Source organism: Solihabitans fulvus, assembly GCF_008386585.1.
Classification (GTDB): domain Bacteria; phylum Actinomycetota; class Actinomycetes; order Mycobacteriales; family Pseudonocardiaceae; genus Solihabitans; species Solihabitans fulvus.
Map to the genome: position 1 here is coordinate 110207 of NZ_VUOB01000054.1, position 11832 is coordinate 122038.

Annotated in this window: 10 protein-coding genes; 4 read left to right on the forward strand and 6 right to left on the reverse strand. The window is 71.9% G+C overall.

Going from position 1 to position 11832, the window contains the following annotated elements; translation table 11 throughout:
- Nucleotides 1–131 precede the first annotated feature (131 nt).
- From F0L68_RS27790 to F0L68_RS27800, 3 genes are all read right to left on the reverse strand, one after another.
- Entirely contained in the window at nt 132–476 is a 345-nt protein-coding gene (locus F0L68_RS27790; RefSeq protein WP_149852771.1) for a histone-like nucleoid-structuring protein Lsr2, read from the reverse strand.
- A gap of 337 nt (nt 477–813) precedes the next feature.
- Nucleotides 814–1257, reverse strand: a complete 444-nt coding sequence (locus F0L68_RS27795) for a GNAT family N-acetyltransferase (RefSeq protein ID WP_188316868.1) — start codon at nt 1255–1257, stop codon at nt 814–816.
- Between the two features lie 52 nt (nt 1258–1309).
- The gene (locus tag F0L68_RS27800) at nt 1310–2431 is read right to left on the reverse strand and encodes a hypothetical protein (RefSeq protein WP_149852773.1); all 1122 of its coding nucleotides are present in this window, start codon (nt 2429–2431) and stop codon (nt 1310–1312) included.
- 89 nt (nt 2432–2520) lie between these two features.
- Here F0L68_RS27800 and F0L68_RS27805 point away from each other — a divergent pair, with 89 nt between their 5' ends.
- Nucleotides 2521–4386 carry an amino acid adenylation domain-containing protein gene (locus F0L68_RS27805; RefSeq protein WP_149852774.1) on the forward strand — a complete coding sequence of 622 codons (1866 nt, stop codon included), beginning with the start codon at nt 2521–2523 and terminating at the stop codon, nt 4384–4386.
- A gap of 182 nt (nt 4387–4568) precedes the next feature.
- Nucleotides 4569–5780, forward strand: coding sequence for an FAD-dependent oxidoreductase (locus F0L68_RS27810; protein ID WP_188316869.1), 1212 nt, complete (start codon nt 4569–4571; stop codon nt 5778–5780).
- 30 nt (nt 5781–5810) lie between these two features.
- Here the strand turns inward: F0L68_RS27810 and F0L68_RS27815 are convergent, their stop codons facing one another.
- Nucleotides 5811–6770, reverse strand: a complete 960-nt coding sequence (locus F0L68_RS27815) for a TetR/AcrR family transcriptional regulator C-terminal domain-containing protein (RefSeq protein ID WP_149852776.1) — start codon at nt 6768–6770, stop codon at nt 5811–5813.
- Nucleotides 6771–6932: 162 nt separating this feature from the next.
- Here F0L68_RS27815 and F0L68_RS27820 point away from each other — a divergent pair, with 162 nt between their 5' ends.
- On the forward strand, nt 6933–8150 hold the full coding sequence (locus F0L68_RS27820; RefSeq protein ID WP_149852777.1) for an FAD-dependent monooxygenase: 1218 nt from the start codon (nt 6933–6935) through the stop codon (nt 8148–8150).
- A 99-nt stretch (nt 8151–8249) separates the two neighbouring features.
- Here the strand turns inward: F0L68_RS27820 and F0L68_RS27825 are convergent, their stop codons facing one another.
- Nucleotides 8250–8669 (reverse strand): SgcJ/EcaC family oxidoreductase, encoded by a 420-nt coding sequence (locus F0L68_RS27825; RefSeq protein WP_149852778.1) that lies wholly within the window; start codon nt 8667–8669, stop codon nt 8250–8252.
- Between the two features lie 325 nt (nt 8670–8994).
- Here F0L68_RS27825 and F0L68_RS27830 point away from each other — a divergent pair, with 325 nt between their 5' ends.
- Nucleotides 8995–9990 carry a sigma-70 family RNA polymerase sigma factor gene (locus F0L68_RS27830; protein ID WP_149852806.1) on the forward strand — a complete coding sequence of 332 codons (996 nt, stop codon included), beginning with the start codon at nt 8995–8997 and terminating at the stop codon, nt 9988–9990.
- Between the two features lie 44 nt (nt 9991–10034).
- Here F0L68_RS27830 and F0L68_RS27835 read toward each other — a convergent pair whose 3' ends face one another.
- Nucleotides 10035–11447 (reverse strand): sugar porter family MFS transporter, encoded by a 1413-nt coding sequence (locus F0L68_RS27835; protein WP_149852779.1) that lies wholly within the window; start codon nt 11445–11447, stop codon nt 10035–10037.
- Between the last annotated feature and the right edge of the window lie 385 nt (nt 11448–11832).

Sequence of the window (11832 nt, forward strand, 5' to 3'; positions counted from 1 at the left end):
ACCCCGGCCCGAAGGCACCGACGTCGAAGCTCCTGGCCCCCGCTCGTATCCACGGGGGTCAGGAGCTTCGACGTGTCCTCGGGTTGCCACAGCGGGACGCGCCGACCCTGCCGCGCGCCACGAAGTCGAGGTCAGTTGTGCGCTGCCTCGAACGCCTCGATGACGTTGGCCGGAATGCGACCGCGGTCGGAGAGGTCGAAACCGTTACCGCGCGCCCACTCGCGGATAGCCTGGGTCTGCTCCTTGGTGCGCCCGCTACCGCTGGACGCCGGGGCGGAACCGCGCTTGGCGCGGCCACCGAGGCGGCGGCCGGAGGCCACGAACTCGGCGATACCGTCGCGAAGCTTGGCAGCGTTGGCCTCGCTCAGGTCAATCTCGTAGGTAACGCCATCAAGGGCAAAGGACACCGTCTGGATGTCCTCGCCAGTGCTGCCGTCCAGGTCGTCGAAGAGCTGGACGATGGTCTTCTGTGCCATGTGCAAACCTCGCAGGAAAGAATCAGTTGAAAGTTGGGCGCAGCGTAACAGCTCACACATAGCCGAACCGCGTTGCGCCAAACACCATCGCGGAGTGTCGCCACAAACACTCAAAGAGTGATCGCCGCCACGGGGACGCCGGCCAACCGCTCGGCGGGTAAGCCGGCATCGAACACCGCAGGTGATTGATGCCCACCAGGTACCGATTCGCCTCGGCTTCCATCGAATACCGACCGGGAACACCGTCGTGGCCACCCACGCAGATCCTCGGCCAAATCCGCTTCCCCCGGCCCTACCGAACCGCACATTTCGGCGGCCGGGACATCGGTATGGGACCTCAGCCTTGTCCCGTGCGGCGTTCGGCGTCGTCGAACGTCCACCAGTAGGCCGCGTCGTCGTGGGCGGACGGACCGCCGCCGACGGATTCGTAGAGCGCCTTCGCCGCCGCGTTGTTCTCGTCGGTGAACAGCCACATCTTTCGATGGCCCTCGCAGACCACCAGCTCCAGCATCGCCGTCACCAGCGCCCGCCCGACACCGCGGCGGCGCGCCGCCCTGACGACCTCCAGCTCGTACAGCTGCACCTGGGAGTATCCGGCGACGTGCCGCTGACGCAGCCCCCACGCCCAGCCGACCAGGTCGTTCCCGTCGAGCGCGACGAACACGACGGTCGCGGGATCGGTGAGGAACGGCCTGTGGTCGGCCACCTCGATCCGGCGGAACCTGCGCACGGCCACGTCGAGCAGCTCGCGATCCTCCGCCGTCAGTTGATACACCAGCATGTGCGCCAGCATCGACCTGCGCGGGTGAAACCCGTGCTCGGCGCGGATCCGCTCAGTCCGAACGGAGCCAGAGGCGGCTCGAGTCCTGGTCGGTGGTGGCCAACAGCAGGCCGCCGGGCAGGTCGCCGAGCACGGCGTCGCGGGAGCCGACCGGCGCCGTGAGGTCCTGCCAGTCCGCGCAGGTTCGGTCCGTCGACCCGAGCCGCGCCGTCCCGTCGACCCGCAGCACCGCGACCATCCGCGTGCCGCGCGAGAGCACCTGCGACACCTGCACCGTCGTGCCGCTCGGCCCAGGCAGGCCCTGGCCGACGGCGCCAGAGGCCACCGGCCAGCACATCGCCGTCCACCGCGCGCCGACGGCAGCGCCGACCAGCACGCACTGCTCGCCCGCGCAGGCGACGCGGTCGGCGGTGGCCGCTCCCCCGCCGGCCGGCACGGGCAGCCGCCGCCACAGCACGCCGTCCGCCGAGTCCCACGCCGACGGGGTCAGCTCGGCCCCGCGCAGCACGTGGCCCGCGACCAGGAACCCGGCTGAGGTCGCGGCCACCCCGGACGCGCTGGTCTGCTCGTCGACCGCCGAGGCGAGGGCAGGATCGTCGGCCTGCCGGCGCCACAGCGCGCCGTCCGCCGAGGTCCACGCGGTCGCGCCTGCCCGGCCGCTCGCGCCGTCCCACTGCCCAACCAGCAGGGCCGTGCCCGGCACCGCGGCCAGCCCGTTCACCGCCAACGCGTGCGGGCCGCCGAACAGCTCGAACGGCTGCTCGTGCTCGACCAGTTCCGTCGCCGTCCCGCGCCACACGGTCAGCCGGGGATTGCCGTGCGCGCCACCGAAAGCGAGGCCGAGGGCGGTCACTTCGCCGCCGGCCACGCCGAGCTGCGTCAGCTCGGCCTGGCCGGCGTAGGGGCTGTTCGGGCGCAGCGCCACCGCCTGCCAGTGGGTGCCGTCCGTGGTCGTCCAGGCGGCCGGGGCGCGGCTCTGCGGTCCCGGCACCGAACCCGATACGAGCACCCCGGCACCGATCCGTGCCACGGCCAGCACCCGCGCGCCCGCTGTCGGCGGCGGAACCTCGCGCCAGCCGCCGTTCGGGCCTGGCGTCGGTCGCGGCGTCGCGCAGCCGACGATGGCCACCGCGAGCGCGGTGACCACCGCGAACAGCCGAACCCGCCCGATCATGCGGTCACCCTGCCAGACGCCGCGCGGAGTCCTCAGGAGAACGGCGGGATCGCGTCCGCCGCGTCCACGAGCCGCGCGGTAACGGCGGAATGCACGGAATCGATGCCATTGCCGTGCTCCTCGGCGAAACGCGGGCCACGGCGGGAACCCCGTCGCTATGGATGTTCCTGCTGATCGGTGTGGGTCTGCTGTGCGCGGAGCTGCGGCTGCGGGAGACCGGGCGGTCCGCAAGTCCGAGCCTGTGGGTGCCTGGCCTGTTCCTGGCCGATCTCGTGGCCGGCACGGTGTTGCTGCTGTTCGCCGCGGGCCCGTTGGAGGCGCCGCTGCGGTCGCTCGCGTCGGCTTCGACGGTGCTGCTCGTGGTTCTCGGGCTGGTGCTCGGACTCGCCGGCCTGGCCAACCTGGGGCTCGGCGCCGCCGTGGCCTACGGGTTCTTCCACGTCGACCCGACGCTGGCGGCGTGGCTGGCGACGCCGATCGTGGTCGGCGCGGGGCTGCGGCTCGCCACCACGCTGCCCGGGTCCCTCGGGCGGTTCGCGCCGCGCGACGGCGACCTGGTCGAACCGCCTGGCCTCGCCGACGGGCTGTGGGCGCTGGCCGGGCGCGCCGTCGCGCTGATCCCGCTGGCCGGCGTGCTCCTGGTGCCGATGCCCGGCGGCGGCCCCGACCCGACGCTGCGCGTCGGTGGCGCGCTGCTGGTCGGCGCGCAACTGCTGATGTACGAGGGCGCCAGGGGCCCGCTGACCAGAGTCAACCGCCGTGCCGCGCGGACTCGCGACGTGTGCCTGGTGCTGCTGTTGACGGTGGTCGCCGCGGGCCCGGCCGGCGAGCTGGCGACCGCGTGGTGGGCCAGCATTCCCGCGCTCACCGGCTGGTCGGCCGGCCGGTTCCTCTTGGCTGCCGGCGCGATCGGACTGGCGCTCGTGCCGGTGCTGCGGCGCGGCGGCGGCACCGGCGTCCGGCTGGTGTTCGGCGTCGTCCGGCTCGCGCTGCTCGGCTTGCTCGTGCCGTTCTTCCTCGGCGGGGTGTTCCACCCGGCGCACGGCCCGCTGGCGGCGGCGACCGTCGGCGCGGCCGTCGGCGCGATCGTGTTGCTCGGCAACCAGAGCGGCATTCGGGCCGCGCGGCAGAGCGCCGACGCGGCCAGCCTGCTGACCCTCGAGGACCGCGCCCGCCGTCGGGTGCTCGGCTGGTGGGTCGCCGACGCGTTCCTGCGCCGCCCAGCCAGGCCCGACTACTCGCTCGTGCGCAGGCTGAACGCGGTGGCCCAACGGTGCGCCGAGGCGGCGACCCGCCCGAGCGGGCTGCGGGTCCGGCTGTCTTCTGGGCAGCGCGTCGAGCTGACCTCGGCGCACGCCGCCCCGTTGCTGGCCGTCGAGGCCACGGCGCTCGACCTGGTCGACGAGTTGGCGGTGCCGCGTCACCCGCCAGAGCACCGGCCGCGCATCGAGTTCGCGCAGCGCGCGGCACGCGCCGACCTGGCCGCCACGCGGGCGCGGGTCGCGCAGGACCTTGGCGACCGGGACGGCGCGCTCGCCGCTGGCGAGGAGGCGATCGAACGCTTTCGGGCGCTGGAGACGGCCAGTGCGGAGGTGGCCGCGCGGGTCGACGCCGCGGGGTTTGCCCGCTCGCTCGGCCGGATCGACGAGGCCGAGCGGATGCTCGCCGGCATCCGCGAGCCCAAGCGGATCCCGCCCGTGATGCGTCGCTATCTGTTGGTGGCCAGGGCGTTGCTGAAGCAGGATCGCGGCGACACGGAGGCGGCCGGTGAGCTGTTGCGCGAGGCGCGGCAGATCTCGGATCGGAGCGTGTCGGCGTTTCGCGCCGCGCTCGCGGCCGATCGCCTCGCCGTCACGGCGCGCCCCGGGGACCTGCTGCGAAGGATGGTGGCGCTGGAGGCCGTGCTCGACCGCGCGGCGCCGGGCACCGACGGGCCCCGCCGCCCCGCTGGCTGAGCCGCCGGTGAACCTGGCGGCCCCACTCGAACGTGTCCAGGACGAGTGCGGTGGAGATGCCGGATCGAGGGCGCGGTCGCATGATGATCCGATCGTCGGTTCTGCCGCGCCGATCGGGTTGGTATAACAACAACTCCGCCGCAGCGCCCGATCACCGGACACGGAAGTCGAGAGGTGGTCGCGTGCCAGACGAATCCAGCACACCAGACGGTCGGGTCGTGCACATCGTCGGCGGCGGCATCGCCGGTCTCACCATGGCGATCCTGCTGCACCGGTCGGGAGTTCCGTGCACGGTCCACGAGGCCGGCTCGCACCGGTCGGGGATCGGCGGCGGCCTGAACGTCGCGACCAACGGCATGAAGGTGCTCGCCGCGGCCGGTGTGGCCGACCGCGTCACGGCGGCGGGGACGACGGTCGACACCTACGCGCTACTGGGCCAGGACGGGACCGTGCTCGTCGAGTTCCCCTACAGCGAGCCCGAGGTGCACGGCCAACCCTGCGTCAGCCTGGCGCGCGCGACGCTGCTGGGGATCCTGACCGACCGCGCGCGCCGGCTCGGCGTCGACATCCGTTACGGGGCAAAGGTTGTCGAGGTCTCGGCGCCGGGCGACACGCTGCGCTTCGCCGACGGGACCACCGCCTCGGGCCGGCTCGTCGTCGGGGCGGACGGCGCGCACTCCTCGGTGCGGAGGTTCGTGGCGCACCAGGGGTCGACGGCCGAGTACGCCGGGCTCGTCGGCATCGCCGGAGCGACGCGGGTCGCCGCCCTCCCCGGGCTCGACCGGGCCGAGATCGAGGCGATCACCCTGACGATCGGCGCAGGCGGGCTGCTCGGCTGGGGCGGCGGCGACGCCGGGACGATCATGTGGTGGACCTACCTGCCCCACGACACCGACCCCGGCTGGCCCGTCACCAGGGAGAAGCTGCTCGACCGGTTCGCGGGCTACCCGAAGCCGGTCGGCGCGGTCATCGCCAACACGGACTCGGCGTCCAGGGTCCGCCTGTACGGCGTGGCGCCGCTGCCCTCCTGGCACCGCGACCGCGCGGTGCTGATCGGCGACGCTGCGCACGCCGTGCCGCCGACCTCGGGCCAGGGCGCGTCGCTGGCGCTGGAGGACGCTGCGCACCTGGCCGGGCTGCTCGCCGCCGAGGATGACCACCGCGCCGCGTTCGCCCGGTTCGAACAGCACCGCAGGCCAAGGGTGGAGCGCGCGGTCACCGAGGCGAGCCTCGGGCCGGCCGACGGGGACTCGGCGGTCGCCGCGCTGATCGTCGGCGGGCTGCCCGGCGGCCCCGACCTGATCCGGCGGGCGAACGATGTGCTCACCGAGTCGTTCGTCGGGCTGTACAGCGACGAGGGCCGACGCTGGAAGTTCGGCTACGACGTGCCGTGACGGGCGGTCCTGCCTGCGGCGAGCCCGAGATCAGGGCGTGCGGCGCTGGCCGGCGACTCCCCTGCGGTCCCCCGTGACGGCGCGGAGCCGTGCCTCGATGCCGTCGAGCAGCCGCTGCATCCCGTACTCGAACACGGCGTCCAGGTCGTAGTCAAAGTCCTGCTGGGTCACGTACTCGAACGCCGGGAAGCGACCGGCGGCCAACGCCTCGGCGAGCTGCGCGCCCTGGGTTTCCATCCATTCGTCGTTGGTCATGCCGGTGTCCTGGCGCGCCTGCGCCTCGGGGTGGATGTTCAACGCGAGGCCGCGCACGTGGCCGAACAGGGTCAGGTGCGCGTGCATCATGTCGGTGATGCCGAAACCCATCTCGCGCAGCGTGCCCAGGGTCCACTCGGTGTAGGCGATCAGGCTCGGCTGCACCCTCGGGCGGGTCATGGACAGCACCTCGGGCGCCCACGGGTGCAGCCGGAACACCGACCACATCAGCCGCCCCGCCGTTTCGAGCCGTGCCCGCCAACCAGGCGGCCGCCGCGCCGGCAGGGGATGCTCGGCGAACACCGCCTCGGTCATCAGCTGGGTCAGGTCGTCCTTGCTCGACACGTGGCGGTACAGCGACATCGTCGCGACGCCGAGTTCGGTGGCGACGCGGCGCATGGACAGCATCGCCAGCCCCTCCGCGTCCGCGATCGCGACCGCGGCCAGCACCACGCGGTCCCGGCTGAGTTCGCGGTCGCGCGGCGAGGACTTCCGCGCGGCGGGCCCGTGCCCGGCCTCCGTCGACCGCACGACGGTGCCGGCGCCGGGGCGGGTGTCGACCAGACCCTCGTCCCGCAGGGTCGCGATCACCTTGGTCGCGGTCGCCATCGCGACGCCCCATTCCCGGGTGATCAGGCGCGTGGACGGCACCCGTTCGCCGGGTCGCAGCTCGCCGCGCGCGATGCGGGCACGGAGCTCGGCGACGATCCGCAGGTAGGGCGCTTCGGTCTCCATCCACCCTCAAGTGCACTAGTGCGATTGTGACATCCAACAGTAGCAGAGTCCGCGTTTTCCCAGCACAATGCACTAGTGCGCCGACCAGTTTCGGTCGAAATTGTCTGCGAAGCGCGGCTCGACAATACGCTGTACGCACCATCGATCGACCGAGGAGACACGATGAGCAGGGGCAGCGTCCTCATCTCCGGCGCGGGCATCGCCGGACTCTCGCTGGCGTACTGGTTGCGCCGGCACGGCTTCACCCCGACCGTCGTGGAGCGGGCGCCGACGCTGCGGCCGGGCGGCCAGGCCATCGACATCAGGGGCACGGCCCGCGAGGCCGTCGCGCGAATGGGCGTCCTGGACACGATTCGGGCGCACCACACGGAAACTCACGGGATCGCCTTCGTCTCGCCGGACGGCAGGCGGGTCGGCCAGCTGGCGGGCAACGCGTTGGGCGACTCCGGCGGGATCGTCGCCGAGATCGAGATCCTCCGTGGCGACCTGGTGCGGATCCTGTGCGAGGCGGCAGGCCCGACCGTGGAGTACCTCTACGACGACCAGATCACCGAACTGTCCGACGGCGCCGACGGGATCAAGGTCGCCTTCCGCACCGCGTCGCCGCGCGCGTTCGACGTGGTGATCGGCGCGGACGGGCTGCGGTCGGGGGTGCGCGCGCTCGCGTTCGGCGAGGAGGCCTCGCTGGTCCACGACCTCGGCTTCTACATGGCGTACTTCCCCGCCCGCACCGAGCTTCGGCTCGACGGGTGGGAACTGATGCACAACCTGCCGGCCGGCAACGGCGTCGGCGGCCGCGTCGCCCTGCTCTACCCCATCCGCGACACCGGCGAGATCCGGGCGATGCTGTCGTTCCTGTCGCCGGAGCTGCCCTACGACCGGCGCGACCCCGACGCGCAGAAGAGGCTGCTGGCGCGGGTGTTCGCCGGGGCGGGCTGGGAGGTGCCGGGACTGCTCGACCAGTTGGCGCGCACCGAGGACCTGTACTTCACCAGGGGCGGCGAGGTCCGGGTCGACCAGTGGTCGACGGGACGCGTCGCCCTCCTCGGCGACTCCGTGTTCGGCGGCTCGATCGGGATGGGCACGAGCATGGCGCTGGTCGGCGCCTACGTGCTCGCCGGCGAGCTGGCCGCAGCCGACGGCGACCACCGGATCGCGTTCGCCGCCTACCAGCACGAGATGCGCGACTACGTCGCCGCCAACCGGAAGCGGCCGCCCGGCGGCATGAAGGGCTTCGCACCGAGCACCCGGCGGGGCATCTGGCTGCGCAACCAGTTCATGCGCGCGCTGCCGCATCTGCCGGGCAAGGGCATGGCCACGGGTGGCATCCAGAAGACGGCGAACTCCATCCGCCTCAAGGACTACGGACCGCTCGACTGAGCTTTCGCCCTGCTCGCCCGGATCCCCTTTCCTGGAAACAAAATCGCCCGCCCTGCGGCCCCCGTCCACCCCGACGCGGGGGTGGGCGGGGACGTCCGGTCAGGCGGTTTCGGCCGGGCAGTTGTGGTAGGCCACGACGAGCCACTCGCCATGCTGCCTGAACAGGACCCAGGTCGCCAGGACCGCCCGCCCGGCGGGCGGCTCGGTCTCGCCCGCCATGACAACGGCGCCCCTGCTGACGACCACGGCCGTGTCCTCACCGAAGAAGCGAACGCTCTGCACCTCGTCGACGGCATGCGATCCCTTGAGCGGGCCGGCGAAGCTCGCCGCCATCCGGTCCCGCACCGCCGCCCTGTCGCCCTGGAGCAAACCGGGCAACACCGTGGTCGCGTTCTCGGCGTAGGACGCGACGAACGCGTCGGCGTCGTTGTCGACCCACGCCGCGTAGACGCCGTCAAGCACGGCGCGCACGGCGCGGTCGTCCTCGGTCAGGACCTGTGCTGTGCTGTGGCTGTTCATGGTGTTCCTCTCGGCTCGGTCGTGCGGTGGGCCCGTTCGGCCCGTCGAGCCCCGGTGAGCTCGCCGGTACATACCGCGCCCACCCGCCGAACTCATCGGTCCGGCGCACACCGGTTCAGCGTTGTCCTCCGCCGGGACCGATGACTCCGGCCCACCCGCCGAACTCATCGGTGCGGCGCACACCAGTTCGGCATTGTTCTCCGCGTTCTCCGCATGGACCGATGACTCCGGCCCGCCCGCTCGGTATGTACCCGCGACGGCCGCCGGCCGGGGTGGTGACGTAGGTTCGGCCAGGTTCGGCCTGGTGGCAGAGAGGCGCGTGGCGATGTCGACCAGCGAGGAGTTCGACGCGAGGACCGATCCGTACCGGCGGGAGCTGTTGGCGCACTGCTATCGGATGCTCGGCTCGATCCACGACGCAGAGGACGTGCTCCAGGAGACCATGCTGCGCGCGTGGCGGGCCTGGGACCGGTTCGACGAGAGCCGGGCCTCGCTGCGCACCTGGCTGTACCGGATCGCCACCAACGCCTGCCTCACCGCGCTACAGGGCAGGGGTCGGCGGCCGCTGCCGTCCGGGCTCGGCGGCCCGAGCGACGACCCGTGGGAGCCGTTGCTGCATGGCGGCGACGTGCCGTGGTTGCAGCCGTTCCCCGACGCGGCGTTCGGCGCGGCCAACGGCGATCCGGCCAACGTGCTGGCCGCGCGCGGCAGCCTGCGGCTCGCGTTCCTGGCGGCCATGCAGCTGCTGCCCGCGCGACAGCGGGCGGTGCTGATCCTGCGCGACGTCCTGGACTGGCCCGCCGCGGAGGTCGCCGAGGCGCTGGACACCACGCCGGCCGCCGTGAACAGCGCCCTGCAACGCGCCCGCGCCCGCCTCGACGAGGCGGCGATCGGCGAGGATCAGGTCGACGAGCCCGACGACACGCGAGCGCGGGAGTTGGTCACCAGCTACGTGACGGCCTTCGAGAACGCGGACATCCCCGCGCTGACCCGGTTGCTGGCCGAGGACGTCATCCTGGAGATGCCGCCGATGCTGAACTGGTACGTCGGCAGGCAGGCCTACGGCGAGTTCATCGCCCGCGTCTTCGCGTTGCGCGGCACCGACTGGCGGATGATCCCCACCTCAGCCAACGGCCAGCTCGCGGTCGGCGCGTACCTGCGCGGCGAGGACGGTGCGCACCGCGCGCACACGCTCCAGGTGTTCACCATCGGGCCGTCGGGGATCAGCCGCAACACGGTGTTCCAGGAACCCGGTCTGTTCGAGGCCTTCGGCCTGCCGGCCGCGCTGGACGCGCCGGCCGAACCCGCGCCGCGGCCGTGACCCTGGTCGGCGGGGTGTCCGCGACACCCCGCCGACCGCCGCAGCTACACCTTCGCGGCGCCCTTGGCCGCGTTCTTCGCCGCGCCGCGCCCGCGCAGGTCGAGTTCGATCTGCTCCAGACTGCGGCCCTTGGTCTCCGGGACCAGCCACTTGGTCAACACGAACAGCACGACGTTCACGCCGGCGAACACCCACATCGAGTGCCCGATGCCCAACGCCTTGGGGTCGGACATGATCGGGAACACCGCGCTGATGATGCCGGTGGAGGCCCACAGCACCACGGCGCTCACGCCCATGCCGGCCGCGCGCACCTTCAGCGGGAACACCTCGGCCATCATCACCCAGACGACCGCGCCCCAACCCAGTTCGTAGCCGACCAGGTAGAGCACCAGCATGACTAGCATGAGAATGCCCTTGGTGTTCGTGTCGTGCACGTCGAGCACCACGAACCCGGCCGCGACCAGCGTCACGACCATGATCACGTTGCCGATCAGCAGCAACGGCTTGCGGCCCCAGCGGTCCACCACGAACACGACCCACGCGGTGAACAGGAACTTCGTGACACCAAGGAGAACGCCGCTGAGCAGCGCCGCCTGCGTGGCGAAACCGAGGCTGATCAGCATGGTCGGGAAGTAGGCGTTGATCGCGTTCACACCGCTGAACTGCTGGCCAACGGCCAACAACAGGGCCACCACCAACATCGGTCGCACCCAGGGCGCGAACAGGTCCCGCACCCTGGCCTTGCGCTCGCTGTCCAGCCTGATGACCTCGCGGATGGTCGCGACCTCGGCCTGGACGTCCGCGTTGCCGCCGTGCGAGCTGACCAGCACCGCGCGCGCCTCGTCCTCGCGGCCCTGCTTGAGCAGCCAGCGCGGGGTTTCCGGCAGGATGCTCAGTCCCAGCAACAGGATCACCGCGGGGACGAGCGCGCCGGCGAACATCAGTCGCCAGTTGGCTGACGGGCCGAGCCAGTAGTCGACCAGGAACGCGATCAGGATGCCAAGCACGATGAAGATCTGGTTCAGCGCGGACATCGCGCCCCGCCACTTGGCGGGAGCCAGTTCCGACAGGTAGGTCGGCACCGTCGCGGAGGACAGGCCGACACCGAGGCCGATGACCAGCCTCGAGATGATCAGCACGGTGAAGCTCGGGGAGAACGACGCGGCCAGCGTGCCGATGATGACGATCACCGCGGCCACCATGATGGTGCGCCGCCTGCCCAGCCGGTCGGTGACCCTGGTGGAGAACGCGGCGCCGAAGATCGCGCCGACCGAGAGGCTGGCCGTGACCACGCCCTTGTCGAAGCTGGTGAGGCTCCACGCCTTGCTGATGAAGGGCAGTACGCCGGAGATGACGCCGAGGTCGTAGCCGAACAGGATGCCGCCGAGGGCACCGAAGAAGTACAGCGTGGTTCTGCTGATCTGCCGCCGCGCCGGCGTCGTCGCCGATTGCGTCATGCTGTCTCGCCTCGTTTCGGACTGGCCGGCAGCGGGCTTCGTCGGGTCGACTGCCGGCACGGTCGTGGTGTTTTCGGGGTCGTCGAAGTGGGGGCGGGTTCGGAGTTGACGTCCCGGCGGCGGTGGGACGGTTGGTGCGCAGCGTCCAGCCCACGACGGCTGCGCGAATGCCGGCCTACCGCAGGCACTTCGGGCCTGCGGCTCGGTCAGCTCGGCGGAGGCCGTACCGGTTGCGGCCCCCTGAAGGTGGTGTCCACCGTCACATGAGCGGGCCGCGCAGACAAGGCACCGAGGCAAGAAAAATCAGATTCGTGACCGGTGTTCACACATGTGGACAGATTCGGGGCGCGGCGAAGTCGTCACGACCGGTCCACCAGGGCGAGAT